Annotated in this window: 1 protein-coding gene; it reads right to left on the bottom strand. The window is 37.1% G+C overall.

All coding sequences use genetic code 11. The features are described from left to right. Positions 1–14: 14 nt before the first annotated feature. Positions 15–22,346: a non-ribosomal peptide synthase/polyketide synthase gene (locus ACHRV3_RS17730; protein ID WP_395436031.1), complete on the bottom strand. Its 22,332-nt coding sequence runs from the start codon at positions 22,344–22,346 to the stop codon at positions 15–17. Between the last annotated feature and the right edge of the window lie 9 nt (positions 22,347–22,355).

Below are 22,355 nucleotides of genomic sequence, written 5' to 3'. Positions count from 1 at the left end.
TTCTATTTACTAAACTATATATTAATATTTACACTATAATTAATTGTATCATTTTCAGCAATACGTATCTTATAATCGATATAAGATGCCAACTCTTCCGCAGTTTTGAATTTAAAAACGTTTCGAATAGAGACTTCTATCGCTAATTCATCACGTATAATAGATATCAAGCGAGTCACCAATAAACTATGACCACCTAATTCGAAGAAGTTGTCATAAATCCCTACTTTTTCGATACCCAACAAATTCTGCCAGATTTCCACCAACTGTCTTTCTGTATCGGTACGCGGCTCAACATATTCCTTACTCGATAGCTGTGAATTATCAGGATCCGGTAAGGCTTTCTTGTCCAGTTTACCATTTGAAGTTAAAGGCATCTGATCCAGTTCAACCCAAATCATCGGAACCATATATTCGGGTAAACTTAATTTTAATTGTTCTTGTAGTACCTCTTTGTTCAATGAACCTTCCAACACTACATAACCAACCAAACGTTTATTGCCTGATACATCTTCCTTAGCCAATACACAACATTGGGTAACCGATTCTAACAATGACAAAGCATTTTCGATCTCTCCCAATTCGATACGATACCCACGGATCTTTACCTGATTATCCTTTCTTCCAATATATTCTATACTACCGTCAGCTAGCCAACGTCCTAAGTCTCCTGATCTATACAAGCGGTCTCCTGCTACAAAAGGATTCGTGATAAACTTCTCTTGCGTTAATTCTTCTCTGTTTAAATATCCTCTTGCAACTCCTGCTCCTCCTACACATAACTCTCCAATAACGCCTACCGGTACTAAATTTAGATTGGCATCTAAAATATAACATCCTAAAGTAGGGATCGCTGAACCAATGGCACTAACCGAACTTAACATATCTGAACTTGTAAGTTCTTTATAGGTAACGTGAACCGTAGTCTCGGTAATACCATACATGTTAATCATTTTACAAGACGGATATAATGCTTTCCAATTTTGTAAATAAACAGGGTTTAATGCCTCTCCTCCAAAAATCACATATCTAATCGCATGATCAAAATTCTCAGATAAGAATGCTTCCTGAAGCGCATAAAAAGATCCCGGAGTCTGGTTTAAAACCGTTACTCCTTCACTGATCAATAATTCTTTAAACGAAATAGCGTCTTTGGTTACTGCTTTTGGAACCACTACCAAACGGCCTCCATGAAGTAAGGCTCCATACATTTCCCATACCGAGAAATCAAAACAAAACGAATGAAACAGCGTCCAGACATCATCAGTTCCGAAATCAAATAAACAGGATTCGTTTTTAAACAAACGAACTACATTACTATGGGTAATTAAAACTCCTTTTGGATTACCTGTACTTCCTGATGTATAAATCACATAAGCCAGATGATCCGGTGCCACTACAACACTTAAGTTTTCTGTTGAATAGTTTGAAATCTTCTCCCAATCTGTATCTAACAATACAACATTAATAGCTGCGTATTCCTCCAGTACTTTATGACTTGCTGCACTACTCAGTACTAAATTAATTCCGGCATCACCTACCATATAAGCAATACGATCCTCTGGATAATCCGGATCGATTGGCACATAAGCACCTCCTGATTTTAAGATTCCTAAGATTCCAATCAGCATCTCCAAACCACGTTCTACGCAGATCCCCACAAGCGTATCAGGCTGAACGCCTTGTTCTCTTAAATAAGATCCTAGTTGGTTCGACCTTTCATTTAATTCTTTATAACTTAATTTGGCTCCCTCATAAACTACCGCAATAGCATCAGGAGTATTTTTAACCTGCTCTTCAAATAAATCAACTATGGTTTTATCCTTTGGATATTCAACAGCTGTGGTATTAAAAATATCCAATAACTGGTGTTCTTCCTCTAAAGTCAACATCGACAAACTGCTTATTAGCTGAGTACTATCGCTGGTGATAGCAACCAACAGCTCTTGGTAATGTATTACCATACGATCAATTGTAGTCTTATCAAACAAAGCGGTACAATAATTCATATTCAATGCGATACCATTACTTTCTTCGGCTACATTCAATGTTAAATCAAATTGAGAGGTAACAGCATCAAACTCATAACTTGTCAGTGTTATATTCTCTAAGGTCAATTCACCTGAGTCTTCCGGTGTATTCTGTAAGACGAACATCACCTGAAACAGAGGTGTTATACTCATATCCCTGATACTAGCCACTCGATCCACGACCTTCTCAAATGAAGCCAATTGATGATCATAACCATCTAATGTAGTTTCTTTTACTCTTGCTAGAAGTTCACTGAAACTTGGATTATCTCCAAGATCACTACGAAGTGCCAAGGTATTCACAAAAAAGCCAATCATACCTTCTAACTCCGATTGCGTACGGTTTGCTATTGGTGTTCCCACACAAATATCGTCCTGACCGCTATAACGAGATAACAATACTTTAAAAGCAGATAACAGCAACATAAACAAGGTAACACCTTCTTTTTGGCATAACGCTCTTAACGATTCACTAGTTTCTTTATTTAAAGTGAAAGAAACATTTGATCCCGCTGTACTCTGCACAGAAGGACGTGCATAATCTGTTGCTAAGGATAAGGTAGCTACTCCCTGAAGCTTCTCTTGCCAATACGTTAATTGGGATTCTAAAACAGCTCCTTCGAGATACTTTCTTTGCCAAATTGCATAATCGGAATATTGTAAAGTAAGTTCCGGTAAAACCGTTGCTCTCCCTGACTTCAAGGCACTGTAAAGCTCCATGAACTCACGCACCAAAATACCTTCTGACCAACCATCGCTGGCAATGTGATGAAACACACAAGCCAATACATACTCGCGATTTCCTAAATCATACAAACAACCTCTTAATTTATAGTCTTTTGACAAATCAAAAGAACTCATCAAATAGGTTTTAACAGTACTTTCTAATAAGGATCTGTCTCTTATTTTAACCTGATCCAACATCCAATTCCTCGGACTTATAACTTCTTGATATCCTACACCCTCTTCTGATAACAGAACCGTGCGAAGCACTTCATGACGTAAAACTATAGTTTGTAATGTTTGTTCTAATATTGATACTTCTAATTCCCCTTCCAAACGCAACACCACAGGAATATGATATTCTGTACTACCCTGTAACTGATCTAAAAACCACAAACGTTCCTGACTGAAAGACAGCGGAATTCGTTTTGGACGCTCTTCCATAACAATAGCCGGTAATACTACTCCTTCTGATTGAACCGATATATGAGCTCCTAAAGCTGCTATAGTAGTGTATTCAAATACTTCCCTGATTGCTATTTCAATTGACAGTTCTTTACGAATCATTGATGCCAAGCGCGTAGCCAATAAACTATGACCTCCCAATTCGAAGAAATTATCATAAACTCCCACTTTTTCTATTCCCAATAAGTTTTGCCAAATGGCAGCCAATTGTTCTTCCGTCTCTGTACGAGGCGCAACATACTCCTCTGTAGAAAGAGCTGAATTATCCGGATTCGGTAACGCTTTTCTGTCCAATTTACCATTAGACGTTAAAGGCATTTTATCCAGTTCAACCCAAATCATCGGAACCATATATTCCGGTAAACTTAATTTTAATTGATCCTGTAAAGCTGTTTTATCTAGTTTGTTCTCTGAAACTACATAAGCAACCAAACGTTTATTACCTGATGTATCTTCTTTGGCTAATACACAGCATTGGGTAACCGATTCTAATGAAGATAAAACGTTTTCGATCTCTCCCAATTCAATACGATAACCACGAATCTTAACCTGATCGTCTTTTCTTCCGATATATTCTATGTTTCCGTCAGCTAACCAACGTACTAAATCTCCTGTTCTATAAATTCTGTCTCCTTTTACAAAAGGATTTGTGATAAACTTTTCCTGAGTTAACTCATCCTGGTTTAAATAACCACGAGCCACTCCTGAACCTCCTACACATAATTCTCCAATAACTCCTATAGGTACTAAATTTAGATTGGCATCTAAAATATAAGCAACGCTATTATTAATCGGTTTTCCTATCGGAAGATTCTTGTTCGTTATATTATCAATGGTATAAGTCGTTGAAAAAGTAGTATTTTCTGTCGGACCATAACCGTTAACTACTTTAAGATTCGGATAAAGTTCTTTTAACTTATTTGTATAATTAAATAAAACTACATCTCCTCCTACTATTAAATAATCAAGAGGTTCAAAAAGAGATAAATCAAATTCTACTACCTGATGAAACCACGAAGCGGTCATCCATAAAGTATTGACTTTTCGTTCAATAAGCAGTTCTTTTAAACTAACTGAATTTAAAAGCGTATTGATAGAGGCTACTATTAATTGTCCTCCATTTAATAAAGTTCCCCAAAATTCTATTGTAGTCGCATCAAAAGAGATTGAACCTGTTGACAACCATACTGTTTCTGAATTTAAAGAGATATAATCACAACTCTTAGATAAACTTACAATGTTTCCGTGAGTAACCATCACTCCCTTGGGTCTGCCGGTACTTCCCGAAGTATAAATAACATAGGCCAAATCATCCGGTGTTACTCCAATACCTGGATTTTCTGTTGAATATCCCGAAATCGAATCCCAATCCGTGTCTAAGAGTACAACATTAATAGCGGTATACTCCTCTAATACTTTATGACTAGCTGCACTACTTAATACCAGTTTCATACCTGCATCATCTACCATATAAGCAATACGATCTGATGGGTAATCAGGATCTATGGGTACATAAACGCTTCCTGATTTCAAGATTCCTAAAATACCGACCATCATTTCCAAACTACGCTCTACACAGATCCCTATAAAAGTATCAGACTGAGCGCCCTGTTCTCTTAGATAATGTCCTAATTGATTGGACTTCTCATTTAATTCTTTATAACTTAATTCTTCTCCCTCATAAACCACCGCAATGGCATCAGGAGTATTTTTAACCTGCTCTTCAAATAAAGCAAGGATCGTTTTATCTTTTGCATATTCAACCGCTGTGTTATTAAAAACATCTAATAACTGATCAGACTCTTCTTTTGATAAAACACTTAAAGCATTTATATTTAATTCTTCTCTTTTCAGACCTTCTAAAAGTTCCGTCAAAGCATTTTCCATATAAATCAGAATACGCTTAGCGCCTATACTCTGGTCAATCTGAGCTGTTAAACTAAAATCATCTCCATGATCGTCTACACTTAATGTAAATGGATAGTTGGTACGTTCCTGACCACCAACAACGGTTATACCTGAATCAAATTCACCTGTCTCATCTTGCTCTGTTAAAACATGTGCCGAGTGACGGTAATTCAATAAAGCACTGAAAAAGGCTTTATCATTACCAATCCCACTCCAATCCTGGATATGTGATAAAGGCGTTTGCTCATAGGACAATAAATCCTGTAACAGCCCTTTCACCTGATTCACATACTCAGATGTACTGCCTTTTAATTCCAACAACACCGGTAAGGTATTGATAAACAACCCTAGGGAATCTGCTGCTCCTAAAGCTCCTTGAAGCCTTCCGGAAAACAACGACCCAAAAACAGCATAGTCTTTATTACTACATCTGGCCACTACCAGTCCGTAAGCAGCATGGAACAATACCGCCGGAGTCATACCGAATCTAACGCATGTTGCACGCAATTCGATACTGAAAGATTCTGAAAGTTTAACTTCTGAATCCTCAATATTCCTGCCACCTCCTAAAACATTAGATAGGTCAAAAGGATAAGTAGGCTCTTCGATCGCTCCAAATAAAGACTTAAAGTAAGATGCTCCATCATTTACCGATTGGGCATGTAAAGTATGACCTATAAAATCACGGTACAAAACAGGAACTCCTAAACTGGCTTTATTTCCTGATAAATACATCGTAATCTCAACTATGATTTTCTCCATACCCACGTGGTCAATTATCAAGTGATGTTGGTATACAATCAAATAATAACAACTATTCTGAGTGTCATCTGCTGATTTTAACTGCAATAATGGTGCTTTTGTGACATCCATCCAATATCCTCCAGGGGCTATCAGAAGTTCCAGTTGTGGTAAAACTGCTTCTGAATGATCCAATTCTAAATGCTCAACCCATAAAGGCGCTTCACGCAAAACAACCTGAACGGCTCTTGGTAAACCTGAACTCAAAATACTGGTACGCAAAACATCATGACGGTTCACCACAAATTGTAAGGCCTCAATAAAAGAATCTCGTTTACTTTGATCTGTAAAAGAAAGTAAACTTGGAAGCACATAAGGATCGCCCTCTTTAGGATCACTCATCAAATGATGAAAATGAATTCCTTCCTGTAACGGCGATAAAGGATAGATATCCGCTATATTGGTAATGCCTCCCCTTACAGTTGCCAGTATGCTGTCCAGATCACTTTGACTCAAATCAGCCAAAGGAACCATTGCTGGGGTAATAACATCGCTATCAACTGTTATACCATTGGACGGAACACGATACACTAATGATAAAGAAGATAACTTCTCACTCATTAAAGCTATCGTTGGTCCTGCAAAAATATCTTTTACTCTAATATGAAAATCTAACTTCTGTAGACGAGAAATCAACTGAACAGCCAGTAAACTATGGCCACCCAATTCGAAGAAATTATCATAAACTCCGACTTTTTCTATTCCCAATAAGTTTTGCCAAATAGCTGCCAATTGTTGTTCCGTCTCTGTGCGAGGCGCAACATAAGTCTGACTAGATAAATCTGAATTATCCGGATTCGGTAACGCTTTTCTGTCTAGTTTTCCGTTTGAAGTCAAAGGCATTTTATCCAGTCCAACCCAAATCATCGGAACCATATATTCGGGTAAACTTAATTTTAATTGATCCTGTAAAGCTGTTTTATCTAGTTTGCTCTCTGAAACTACATAAGCAACCAGACGTTTGTTACCTGATGCATCTTCTTTGGCTAAAACACAACACTGAATCACAACTTCTAATGAAGATAAAACGTTCTCGATCTCACCTAGTTCAATACGATAACCACGGATCTTAACCTGATCGTCTTTTCTTCCGATATATTCTATGTTTCCGTCAGCTAACCAACGTACTAAATCTCCTGTTCTATAAATTCTGTCTCCTGCTACAAAAGGATTTGTGATAAACTTTTCCTGAGTTAACTCATCCTGGTTTAAATAACCTCGAGCCACTCCTGAACCTCCTACACACAATTCTCCAATAACGCCTACCGGTACCAAATTTAGATTGGCATCTAAAATATAAGCAACGCTATTATTAATTGGTTTTCCAATCGGAAGATTCTTGTTCGTTATATTATCAATGGTATAAGTCGTTGAAAAAGTAGTATTTTCTGTCGGACCATAACCGTTAACCACTTTAAGATTCGGATAAAGTTCTTTTAACTTATTTGTATAATTAAATAAAACTACATCTCCTCCTACTATTAAATAATCAAGGGGTTCAAAAAGAGATAAATCAGATTCTACTACCTGATGAAACCACGAAGCGGTCATCCATAAAGTATTGACTTTTCGTTCAATAAGCAGTTCTTTTAAACTAACTGAATTTAAAAGCGTATTAATAGAGGCTACTATTAATTGTCCTCCATTTAATAAAGTTCCCCAAAATTCTATTGTAGTCGCATCAAAAGAGATTGAACCTGTTGACAACCATACTGTTTCTGAATTTAAAGAGATATAATCACAACTCTTAGATAAACTTACAATGTTTCCGTGAGTAACCATCACTCCCTTGGGTCTGCCGGTACTTCCCGAAGTATAAATCACATACGCCAAAGCATCCGGTGTTACTTCAATACCCGGATTTTCTGTTGAATATCCTGAAATCGTATCCCAATCCGTGTCTAAGAGTACAACATTAATTGCGGTATACTCCTCTAATACTTTATGACTCGTTGCACTACTTAATACCAGTTTCATACCTGCATCATCAATCATATAAGCGATACGATCTGATGGGTAATCAGGATCTATGGGTACATAAACGCTTCCTGATTTCAAGATTCCTAAAATACCGACCATCATTTCCAAACTACGCTCTACACAGATCCCTATAAAAGTATCTGCCTCAACGCCCTGTTCTCTTAGATAATGTCCTAGTTGATTGGACTTTTCATTTAATTCTTTATAAGTTAATTCTTCTCCTTCATAAACAACCGCAATGGCATCAGGAGTATTTTTAACCTGCTCTTCAAATAAAGCAAGGATCGTTTTATCTTTTGGATATTCAACCGCTGTGTTATTAAAAACATCTAATAACTGATCAGACTCTTCTTTTGATAAAACACTTAAAGCATTTATATGTAATTCTTCTCTTTTCAGACCTTCTAAAAGTTCCGCCAAAGCATTTTCCATATAAATCAGAATACGCTTAGCGCCTATACTCTGGTCAATCTGAGCTGTTAAGCTAAAATCATCTCCATGATCGTCTACACTTAATGTAAATGGATAGTTGGTACGTTCCTGACCACCAACAACGGTTATACCTGAATCAAATTCACCTGTCTCATCCTGCTCTGTTAAAACATGTGCCGAGTGACGGTAATTCAATAAAGCACTGAAAAAGGCTTTATCATTTCCTATACCACTCCAATCCTGGATATGTGATAAAGGCGTTTGCTCATAGGACAATAAATCCTGTAACAGCCCTTTCACCTGATTCACATACTCAGATGTGCTGCCTTTTAATTCCAACAACACCGGTAAGGTATTGATAAACAAACCTAAAGAATCTGCTGCTCCTAAAGCTCCTTGAAGCCTTCCGGAAAACAACGACCCAAAAACAGCATAGTCTTTATTACTACATCTGGCCACTACCAGTCCGTAAGCAGCATGGAACAATACCGCCGGAGTCATACCGAATCTAACGCATGTTGCACGCAATTCGATACTGAAAGATTCTGAAAGTTTAACTTCTGAATCCTCAATATTCCTGCCACCTCCTAAAACATTAGATAAGTCAAAAGGATAAGTAGGCTCTTCGATCGCTCCAAATAAAGACTTAAAGTAAGATGCTCCATCATTTACTGATTGGGCATGCAAAGTATGACCTATAAAATCACGGTACAAAACAGGAACTCCTAAACTGGCTTTATTTCCTGATAAATACATCGTAATCTCGGATATGATTTTCTCCATACCCACGTGGTCAATTATTAAGTGGTGTTGGTATACAATCAAATAATAACAACCATTCTGAGTATCATCTGCTGATTTCAACTGCAGTAATGGTGCTTTTGTAACATCCATCCAATATCCTCCAGGGGCTATCAGAAGTTCCAATTGTGGTAAAACTGCTTTTGAATAATCCAATTCTAAATGCTCAACCCATAAAGGCGCTTCACGTAAAACAACCTGAACGGCTCTTGGCAAACCTGAACTCAAAATACTGGTACGCAAAACATCATGACGATTCACCACAAATTGTAAGGCCTCTATGAAAGAATCTCGTTTACTCTGATCTGTAAAAGAAAGCAAACTTGGAAGCACATAAGGATCTCCCTCTTTAGGATCACTCATCAGATGATGAAAATGAATTCCTTCTTGCAAAGGTGATAAAGGATAGATATCCGCTATATTGGTAATGCTTCCCGTTACTGTGTCTATTATAAAATCCAGATCGCTTTGACTCAAATCAGCCAAAGGAACCATTGCTGGGGTAATAACATCGCTATCAACTGTTATACCATTGGACGGAACACGATACACTAATGATAAAGAAGATAACTTCTCACTCATTAAAGCTATCGTTGGTCCTGCAAAAATATCTTTTACTCTAATATGAAAATCTAACTTCTGTAGACGAGAAATTAATTGAACAGCCAGTAAACTATGACCACCCAATTCGAAGAAATTATCATAAACTCCGACTTTTTCTATTCCCAATAAGTTTTGCCAAATGACTGCCAATTGTTGTTCCGTCTCTGTGCGAGGCGCAACATACTCCTGTGTAGAAAGAGCTGAGTTATCCGGATTCGGTAACGCTTTCTTGTCCAATTTACCATTAGACGTTAAAGGCATCTGATCCAGTTCAACCCAAATCATCGGAACCATATATTCGGGTAAACTTAATTTTAATTGTTCTTGTAAAGCTGTTTTATCTAGTTTGCTCTCTGAAACTACATAAGCAACCAAACGTTTGTTACCTGATGCATCTTCTTTAACTAAAACACAACACTGAATCACAGCTTCTAATGAAGATAAAACGTTCTCAATCTCACCAAGCTCGATTCGATAACCACGAATCTTAACCTGATCGTCTTTTCTTCCGATATATTCTATGTTTCCGTCAGCTAACCAACGTACTAAATCTCCTGTTCTATAAATTCTGTCTCCTTTTACAAAAGGATTTGTGATAAACTTCTCCTGAGTTAATTCTACTTGGTTTAAATAACCACGAGCCACTCCTGAACCTCCAATACATAATTCTCCAATAACGCCTATCGGTACTAAATCTAACGAAGTATTTAAAATATAAATTCCTGTATTACCTATAGGTCGCCCTATGCTAATTTCTTTAGAAGCAAAACTACCTTTATTGTAAAAAGATATAGTAGAAGTTACGGTTGTTTCTGTTGGTCCGTATTCATTATAAAATGCATATCCCTTGTTCCAGTCCTCCATTAAATCTTTACTGCAGGTCTCTCCTCCAACCACTACTCTTCGCAATGATTTTAAATCTGTCCTTACAACTAAAGCACTTAACATACTTGGAGTAGTATGAAAATGTGTTATATTTTGATTATCAATAAAATCGAGTAAATTTTCGGTATCGAGAATTGTTTCTTTGTTTATAAGAACCAATTTACTGCCACTGCACAAAGCCATAAAAATTTGTTCTACTGAAGCATCAAATACAAAGTTTGAAAACTGTAAAACAACATCGCTTGAATCAATACTAAATGTGTTAATCTGAGAAAAAATTAGATTTACAACATTAGTATGTTCAATCATCACTCCCTTAGGTCTGCCAGTACTTCCTGACGTATAAATAACATAAGCCAAATGACTTGGTGCTACTTCAACACTTAAATTTTCTTTAGCATACCCAGAGATCAAATCCCAATCCCTATCTAACAGCAAAACATTAATACCAACAGGATCTTTCAAAACCTTATGACATTTTTCGCTGCTTACCATCAGTTTTATTCCGGTATCATTCAACATATAAACAATACGATCTGATGGGTAATCAGGATCTATTGGCACATAAGCTGCTCCTGATTTCAAGATTCCCAAGATACCAACCAACATCTCCAAACTGCGTTCCAGACAAATCCCCACAAGGGCATCAGGCTCAACACCTTGTTCTCTTAAATAAAACCCTAATTGATTGGACTTTTCATTTAATTCTTTATAACTTAATTCTTCTCCCTCAAAAACTACCGCAATAGCATCAGGAGTTTTTTTAACCTGTTCTTCAAACAAATCAACAAGCGTTTTATCCTTTGGATATTCAGCCGTTGTATTATTGAATTTATCTAATAATTGCTGCTCTTCTTGTAACGTTAATATCGACAGACTGTTTATTGGCTGAGTACTGTCACTGATGACCGCAACCAAAAGCTCTTGGTAATGCATCAGCATACGATCAATCGTAGCCTTATCAAACAAGTCTGTACAATACACTAAATCTAATGCAATACCATTACTTTCTTCGGCTACATTCAATGTTAAATCAAATTGAGAGGTAACAGTGTTAAACTCATAATTTGAAAGCGCAACATTTTCTAAAGCTAATTCACCCGAGCCTTCCGGTGTATTTTGCAACACAAACATCACCTGAAACAGAGGAGTCGTATTCCTGTCGCGGGTCGTAACTACACGGCCTACAACCTTCTCAAATGGAACCAACTGATGGTCATAACTTCCTAAAGTAGTTTCCTTTACTCTGGATAACAACTCCCTAAAACTTGGATTATCTCCCAAATCACTACGAAGCGCCAAAGTATTGACAAAAAAACCAATCACACCCTCTAGCTCCGATTGTGTGCGGTTTGCAATTGGTGTTCCCACACAAATATCATCCTGACCACTATAACGAGATAACAATACTTTAAAAGCAGATAACAGCAACATAAACAAGGTAACACCTTCTTTTTGGCATAACGATTTTAACGAATCACCAAGCTCTTTATCCAAGACTAGCGAAACATTCGATCCTGCTGTACTTTGCACGGAAGGACGAGCATAATCTGTTGGTAAGGATAAGGTAGCCACTCCCTGTAAGTTTGCTTCCCAATACGATAATTCAGATTCTAAAGCAGCTTCATTAAGATACTTTCTTTGCCAGATTGCATAATCCGAATATTGTAAAATCAGCTCCGGAAGAACCGCAGCTCTTCCTGATTGCAAGGCATTGTAGATCTCCATAAATTCATTGACCAAAATACCTCCTGACCAACCATCGCTGGCAATGTGATGAAATACACAAGTCAATACATAGTTCTGATTCCCTAAATCAAACAGACCACTTCTTAGTTTATAATCTTTTGACAAATCAAAAGGAATCTTTAAATACTCCTGCAGATTGTTGTCTAATACACCTTTATTTGTTGTTTCAAATTGATCCAGTCTCCAATTCTCAGGACTAATAACTTCCTGATAACCTAGACCGTCCTCTGACAACAAAATGGTACGAAGTACCTCATGGCGTGAAACTATAACTTGTAATGTTTGTTCCAGTATCGACACATTTAATTCCCCTTCCAAACGTAACGCAATAGGAATATGATATTCTGTACTACCTTGCAATTGATCTAAAAACCACAAACGTTCCTGGCTGAAAGACAATGGGATTCGCTCCGGACGATCTTCAACAACAATAACCGGAAGTAATACTCCCTTTGATTGAGCCGACATATGAGTTCCTAAAGCTGATATGGTTGTATATTGAAATACTTCTCTGATTGACAACTCAATAGATAATTCTTTACGTATCATTGACACCAATCGGGTAGCCAGTAAACTATGACCGCCCAATTCGAAGAAATTATCATAAATCCCTACTTTTTCAATAGCCAACAAATTTTGCCAGATGGCTGCCAATTGCCTTTCTATGTCTGTGCGTGGCGCAACATACTCTTGCGTAAACAAATCTGAACTATCCGGATTCGGCAACGCTTTTCTGTCCAGTTTGCCATTAGACGTTAAAGGCATTTTATCCAGTCCAACCCAAATCATCGGAACCATATATTCCGGTAAACTTAACTTTAATTGATCCTGTAGAGCTGTTTTATCTAGTTTGTTCTCTGAAACTACATAAGCAACCAGGCGTTTGTTACCTCCTGCATCTTCTTTGGCCAACACACAACATTGAGTAACCGATTCCAATAATGACAAAGCATTCTCGATCTCTCCCAATTCGATACGATAACCACGAATCTTAACCTGATTATCCTTTCTTCCAATATATTCTATACTGCCGTCAGCTAGCCAACGTCCTAAATCTCCTGATCTATACAAGCGGTCTCCTGCTACAAAAGGATTTGTTATAAACTTCTCTTGCGTTAACTCATCCTGATTTAAATAACCACGAGCCACTCCTGAACCTCCTACACACAATTCTCCAATAACACCTACCGGTACTAAATTTAGATTGACATCTAAAATATAACATCCTAAAGTAGGGATCGCTGAACCAATGGCACTAACCGAACTTAACATATCTGAACTTGTTAGCTCTTTATAGGTAACGTGAACCGTAGTCTCGGTAATACCATACATGTTTATCATTTTACAAGACGGATATAATGCTTTCCAATTTTGTAAATAAACAGGGTTTAATGCCTCTCCTCCAAAAATCACATATCTGATCGCATGATCAAAATTCTCTGATAAGAATGCTTCCTGAAGTGCATAAAAAGATCCAGGAGTCTGGTTTAAAACCGTTACCCCTTCAGTGATCAATAATTCTTTAAACGAAATAGCGTCTTTGGTTACTGCTTTTGGAACCACTACCAAACGGCCTCCATGAAGCAAAGCTCCATACATTTCCCATACCGAGAAATCAAAACAAAACGAATGAAACAGCGTCCAGACATCATGAGTTCCGAAATCAAATAAACAGGACTCGTTTTTAAACAAACGAACTACATTACTATGGGTAATTAAAACTCCTTTTGGATTACCTGTACTTCCTGAAGTATAAATCACATAAGCCAAATCATCCGGCGATACTACAATGTCCTGATTTTCCTTAGAATAACCCGAAATCTTCTCCCAATCTGTATCTAACAATACAACATTAATAGCTGCGTATTCCTCCAGTACTTTATGGCTTGCTGCACTACTCAGTACTAAATTAATTCCGGCATCACCTACCATATAAGCAATACGATCCTCTGGATAATCCGGATCGATTGGCACATAAGCACCTCCTGATTTCAAGATTCCCAAGATTCCAACCAGCATCTCCAAACCACGCTCTACACAGATCCCCACAAGAGTATCCGGCTCAACGCCTTGTTCTCTTAAATAAGATCCTAGTTGGTTCGACCTTTCATTTAATTCTTTATAACTTAATTTGGCTCCTTCATAAACCACCGCAATAGCATCAGGAGTATTTTTAACCTGTTCTTCAAACAAGGTAACTAATGTCTTATCTTTTGGATACTCAACTGCCGCATTATTGAAAACATCCAATAATTGATGTTCTTCCTTCGCAGTAAGCATTGAAAGATTACCTATTGACTGGTTGATATCATTCACAATACCTGCCAATAACTCTTGATAATGCAACAACATATAATCAATTGTAACTTTATCAAACAAAGCAGTGCAATAATTAATATCAAGTGCAATACTATTATTATCTTCAACTACATTCAGCGTTAAATCAAATTGAGAAGTAACAGCGTCAAACTCATAACTTGTCAGTGTTATATTCTCTAAGGCCAATTCACCTGACTCTTCCGGTGTATTCTGTAAGACGAACATTACCTGAAACAGAGGAGTCATACTCATATCCCGGGCAGTAACCACTTGGTCTACAACCCTCTCAAATGGAACCAACTGATGGTCATAACCATCCAGTGTAGTCTTCTTTATTCTGGATAAAAGCTCACTAAAACTTGGATTGCCTCCCAAATCACTGCGAAGTGCCAAAGTATTGACAAAAAAGCCAATCATACCCTCTAACTCCGATTGAGTACGGTTTGCAATTGGTGTTCCCACACAAATATCGTCCTGACCACTATAACGAGATAACAATACTTTAAAAGCAGATAACAGCAACATAAACAAGGTAACACCTTCTTTTTGGCATAACGCTCTTAACGAAGCACTAAGCTCTTTATCCAAAACTAGTGAAACATTTGATCCTGCTGTACTTTGCACAGAAGGACGAGCGTAATCTGTTGGTAAGGATAAGGTAGCTACTCCTTGAAGCTTCTCCTGCCAATACGTTAACTGGGACTTTAAAATAGCTCCTTCGAGATACTTTCTTTGCCAGATTGCATAATCCGAATATTGCAAAGTAAGTTCCGGTAAAACAGCAGTTCTTCCTGATTGTAAGGCATTGTAGATCTCCGTAAATTCATTGACCAAAATACCACTTGACCAACCATCGCTGGCAATGTGATGAAATACACAAGTCAATACATGGTTCTGATTCCCTAAATCAAACAGACCACTTCTTAACTTATAGTCTTTTGACAAATCAAAAGGAATCTTTAAATAATCCTGCAGATTACTGTCTAATACACTTTTATTTGTTATTTCAAATTGATCCAGTCTCCAATCCTCAGGACTTATAATTTCCTGATAACCTAGACCGTCCTCTGACAACAACATGGTACGAAGAACCTCATGACGAGATACAATAGTGTGCAGGGTTTGTTCTAAAATCAATACATCTAATTCTCCTTCCAAACGCAATGCAATAGAAATATGATATTCTGTACTACCTTGCAATTGATCTAAAAACCATAAACGTTCCTGACTAAAAGACAACGGAATTCGTTTTGGTCGATCCTCTACAACAACAGTTGTAAGCGTTAGTGCTGCTCCCTTTGATTGAGCTGAAACACAAGCCCCTAAAGCGGCTATAGTGGTACTCTCAAATACCTCTCTTATAGATACTTCTGTAGACAATTCTTTACGTATCATTGATACCAATCGGGTAGCCAGTAAACTATGACCGCCCAATTCGAAGAAATTATCATAAATCCCTACTTTTTCAATAGCCAGCAAATTCTGCCAGATGGCTGCCAATTGTCTCTCTGTGTCTGTGCGTGGCGCAACATACTCTTGCGTAGACAAATCTGAACTATCCGGATTCGGTAACGCTTTCTTGTCCAATTTACCATTAGACGTTAAAGGCATCTGATCCAGTTCAATCCAAATCATCGGAACCATATATTCCGGTAAACTTACTTTTAATTGTTCTTGTAGTAACTCTTTGTTCAATGAACCTTCCAACACTACATAACCAACTAAACGCTTATTACCTGATACATCTTCTTTGGCCAATACACAACATTGAGTAACCGATTCCAATAAGGACAAAGCATTTTCGATCTCTCCCAATTCTATACGATAACCACGGATCTTAACCTGATTATCCTTTCTTCCAATATATTCTATACTACCGTCAGCTAGCCAACGTCCTAAGTCACCTGATCTATACAAGCGGTCTCCTGCTACAAAAGGGTTTGCGATAAACTTCTCTTGCGTTAATTCTTCTCTGTTTAAATATCCTCTTGCAACTCCTGCTCCTCCTACACATAACTCTCCAATAACGCCTACCGGTACTAAATTTAGATTGGCATCTAAAATATAACATCCTAAAGTAGGAATCGCTGAACCAATAGCACTAACCGAACTTAACATATCTGAACTTGTTAGTTCTTTATAGGTAACGTGAACCGTAGTTTCGGTAATACCATACATGTTTATCATTTTACAAGACGGATATAATGCTTTCCAATTTTGTAAATAAACAGGGTTTAATGCCTCTCCTCCAAAAATCACATATCTAATCGCATGATCAAAATTCTCTGATAAGAATGCTTCCTGAAGTGCATAAAAAGATCCCGGGGTCTGGTTTAAAACCGTTACTCCTTCAGTGATCAATAACTCTTTAAAGGAAATAGCGTCTTTGGTTACTGCTTTTGGAACCACTACCAAACGGCCTCCATGAAGCAAGGCTCCATACATTTCCCATACCGAGAAATCAAAACAAAACGAATGAAACAGTGTCCAGACATCATGAGTTCCGAAATCAAATAAACAGGATTCGTTTTTAAACAAACGAACAACATTACTATGGGTAATTAAAACTCCTTTTGGATTACCTGTACTTCCTGATGTATAAATCACATAAGCCAAATGATCCGGTGCTACAACAGCACTTAAGTTTTCTGTTGAATAGTTTGAAATCTTGTCCCAATCCGTGTCTAACAATACAACATTGATGTCTGCGTATTCCTCTAGTACTTTATGACTTGCTGCACTGCTCAATACTAAATTAATTCCGGCATCACCCACCATATAGGCAATACGATCTTCAGGATAATCCGGATCGATTGGCACATAAGCACCTCCTGATTTTAAGATTCCCAAGATTCCAACCAACATCTCCAAACCACGCTCTACACAGATCCCCACAAGAGTGTCTGGCTGAACGCCTTGTTCTCTTAAATAAGATCCTAGTTGATTGGACTTTTCATTTAATTCTCTATAACTTAATTTGGCTCCTTCATAAACTACCGCAATGGCATCAGGAGTATTTTTAACCTGTTCTTCAAATAAGGTTACTATGGTTTTATCTTTTGGATACTCAACTGCTGTATTATTGAAAATATTCAATAATTGGTGCTCTTCACCTTTTGATAAAATATTTAAGGTATTTATATTTAATTCTTCTCTTTTTAAACCTTCTAAAAGTTCCGTCAAAGCGTTTTCCATATAAATCAGGATACGCTTAGCACCTATACTCCCATCAACCTGAGCATTTAAACTAAAATCATCTCCATAATCATTTATACTCAATGTAAATGGATAATTAGTACGCTCGTGACCTCCAAGGACAGTTATGCCGGAATCAAATTTATCGGTTTGATTGTCTTGTGATAAAGAAGATGTCGAATGACGGTAATTTAATAAGGCACTAAAAAAAGCTTTATCATTACCTATACCACTCCAATCCTGAATATGCGATAAAGGCGTTTGCTCATAAGACAGTAAATCCTGTAACAGAACTTTAACCTCATTCAAATACGCTGACACACCACCTTTTAACGTTACTATTACCGGCAATGTATTGATAAACAACCCTAAGGAATCTGCTGCTCCTACAGCCCCTTGAAGTCTTCCGGAAAACAAGGATCCAAAAATTGCATAGTCCTTATTACTACACTTAGCCACTACCAATCCGTACGCGGCATGGAACAGAACTGCAGGGCTTATGGCGTGCAGTACACTTAATTTACGCAATTCTGTGCTTAAATCTTTGGAGAGCACTATATGAGATTCTTCAATATTTCTACCGTCTCCTAAAACATTCACTAAATCAAAAGGATAGGTAGGTTCTTCGATCGCTCCCAATAAAGACTTAAAATAAGATGCTCCGTTATTAACCGATTTTGCATGCAAAGTATGACCTATAAAATCACGGTACAAAACAGGAACTCCTAAACTATCGCCATTACCTGATAAATACGTCGTAATTTCAGATATGATTTTCTCCATACCATAAAAATCTGATATGAGGTGGTGTTGGTATACAATCAAATAATAACAACCATTCTGAGCATCATCTGCTGATTTCAACTGCAGTAATGGTGCTTTTGTAACATCCATCCAATACCCTCCAGGGGCTATCAGAAGTTCCAGTTGCGGTAAAACTGCTTTTGAATGATCCAATTCTAAATGCTCAACCCATAAAGGCGCTTCACGTAAAACAACCTGAACTGCGACCGGTAAACCCGAACTCAAAATACAGGTACGTAAAACATCATGACGGTTCACTACAAATTGTAAGGCCTCTATAAAAGAATCTCGTTTACTCTGATCTGAAAAAGAAAGTAAATTAGGTAAAACATATGGATCTCCCTCTTTAGAATCACTCATCAAATGATGAAAATGAATTCCCTCCTGTAACGGCGATAAAGGGTAGATATCCTCAATATTAGAGACACCTCCCCTTACAGTATCTATTATCTTGTCTAAATCACTTTGGCTCAAATCTACCAAAGGAACCATTGACGGAGTAATAACATCACTATCAACTGTTATACCATTGGTTGGGACACGATAGGCCAATGATAAAGAAGATAACTTCTCACTCATCGATACTATCGTAGGGCCTGCAAAAATATCTTTTACCTCAATATGAAAATCTAACTTCTGTAAACGAGAAATTAATTGAACAGCCAATAAACTATGACCACCCAACTCAAAGAAGTTATCATAAACTCCCACTTTTTCTATGCCTAATAAATTCTGCCAGATAGCTACTAATTGTTCCTCAATCTCTGTACGAGGCGCAACATAAGCCTGACTAGATAAATCTGAATTATCCGGATCCGGTAACGCTTTCCTGTCCAGTTTGCCATTAGAAGTTAAGGGCATCTGGTCCAGTTCAATCCAGATCATCGGAACCATATATTCGGGTAAACTTAACTTTAATTGATCCTGTAAAGCTGTTTTATTTAGCTTGCCTTCTACCACTACATAAGCAACCAGACGTTTGTTACCTCCTGCATCTTCTTTGGCTAAAACACAACATTGGGTAACCGATTCTAATGAAGATAAAACGTTCTCGATCTCACCAAGCTCGATACGATAACCACGGATCTTAACCTGATCGTCTTTTCTTCCAATATATTCAATATTTCCATCGGCAAGCCAACGTACTAAATCTCCTGTTCTATAAATTCTGTCTCCTTCAACAAAAGCATTTCTGATAAACTTCTCCTGAGTTAACCCTTCCTGGTTTAAATAACCACGAGCCACTCCTGAACCTCCAATACATAATTCTCCAATAACGCCAACCGGTACTAAATCTAACGAAGCATTTAAAATATAAATTCCCGTATTACCTATAGGTCGTCCTATGCTAATTTCTTTAGAAGCAAAACTACCTTTATTGTAAAAAGATATCGTAGAAGTTACGGTTGTTTCTGTTGGTCCATATTCATTATAAAATGCATATCCCTTGTTCCAGTCCTCCATTAAATCTTTACTGCAAGTCTCTCCTCCAACCACTACTCTTCGCAATGATTTTAAATCTGTCCTTACAGCTAAAGTACTTAACATACTTGGAGTAGTATGAAAATGCGTTACATATTGATTATCAATAAAATCAAGTAAATTTTCGGTATCTAGAATTGTTTCTTTGTTGATAAGAACCAACTTACTGCCACTGCACAAAGCCATAAAAATTTGTTCTACTGAAGCATCAAATACAAAGTTTGAAAACTGTAAAACAACATCGCTTGAATCAATACTAAATAGGGCAATTTGCGAAGCAACTAAATTTACAACATTAGTATGTTCAATCATCACTCCCTTAGGTCTGCCAGTACTTCCTGACGTATAAATAACATAAGCCAAATGACTTGGTGCGACTTCAACACTTAAATTTTCTTTAGCATACCCAGAGATCAAATCCCAATCCCGGTCTAACAAAACAACATTAACACCAGTAGGGTTTCTCAATGCCTTATGACTCGCTGCACTACTTAGTATCAGCTCCATACCTGCATCACTCACCATATGAGCAATGCGATCTTCCGGATAATCAGGATCTATTGGAACATAAGCTGCTCCTGATTTCAAGATTCCTAAGATTCCCACCAGCATCTCTAAACTACGCTCCAGACAAATCCCCACAAGGGTATCTGCCTCAACACCCTTTTCTTTTAAATAATGTCCTAATTGATTGGACTTTTCATTTACTTCTTTATAACTTAATTCTTTTCCTTCATAAACCACCGCAGTGGCATCAGGAGTTTTTTTAACCTGCTCTTCAAATAAATCAACTATAGTTTTATCCTTTGGATATTCAACCGTGGTGTTATTGAAAACATTCAATAACTGATACTCTTCCTGTTTGGTAAGAATAGACAGATCTGCAACAGATTGATCTAATCCAAACTCAAACTGTCTTATAATATGAAGTAGTCTTGTAACGAGTACTTCTATTTCATTACTATTAAAATATTCTTTTTGATAGTCGACATTTAATTCCATAGGAAGATCTTGCCCGTAATCACACCATCGAATAGACAGTGGATATTCAACCAAGCTACTGGATAAATGTTTTATCTCTATACTAAGATCCGGAGATAATGATTTTGGAAAAGGAAGAGGCTCATAGTTTACTGCCACATCAAAAACCTGCAATCGGTTTTCTGACAATAATTTTAAAGATCTGTTCAAAAACGAAATAGGATACAAACGATGTCTGTAATCATTTCGTTGCGTTTGACTAATCTCTGACAGAAGATCTGACAAGACTTGATCTTTAGCGTAATTTCCTTTATAGGGAAGCATTCCGGCAAACATTCCTAATGTTTTTCTTTCCTGTCTTCCTACTCTGTTGTGAATAGGGATTCCAAAACTAAAACTTTCCTCATCTGTTGTTTTTCCGAAATACAACAACAAGGCTGCTATCGTAAGTTGTGGGATATTTGCCTTTGTTGACTCTGACAAACGATTAAACAATGCTTTATCTGAGTCTGAAACAGTAAGTGAAAATCGCCCACCTCCTACTTCGTTTATGTATTTTTTATTTACTGTTTTTTTAGGAACAGCGTTATATTTTTCTTCCCAATAAATCTTGTCTTTACTACATTGTTCTGAATTAATATACTCAAAACTTTTTTGTGTAGCATCAAGATAAGAAGGATACTGTACCTCAGATCCTTCTTCTCCCTTTATAAAATTTTCATATTGATTAATTACATAATCAACTTTTATTGCAAAACCAAATCCATCTGTAATTAAATGATGAAAACAAACAAACCACCAATATTCATCTTTTCCAATTTTGATCAGTGTGTATTTATATAATTTTTCTTCTTTTAAGTCAAAAGCAATGTTAAACTGGTTTTGCATCCATTCGCTTGCCTTTTTTCTTGGCTCCAATTCTGACGAAAAATCCAATTCATCGATAAAAACTTTCTCTGGAAAATCACTAATATAAAATGCCGGTTCATTTTCTGTAAAATCAAATTTGATATTAAAAACATCAAAAACATCAGACAAACCTTCTATTACTTGCTTAAATTGAGAGACATCAAAAGACCCTTTAAAAATTGTATAACCACCAATATTATATAATGGACTTTCCGGATTCATCAATTGCCCGTAATAGACTTCTTGCTGTGCTATATGTAATTTTGATTTTATATTCATTATAGTATT

Origin of the sequence: Flavobacterium sp. FlaQc-49, assembly GCF_044005985.1 — a bacterium.
In the GTDB taxonomy this organism is placed as follows: domain Bacteria; phylum Bacteroidota; class Bacteroidia; order Flavobacteriales; family Flavobacteriaceae; genus Flavobacterium; species Flavobacterium cupriresistens.
Note: the sequence above shows the minus strand (reverse complement) of the source record. Positions and strands in the feature narration are given on the sequence as shown.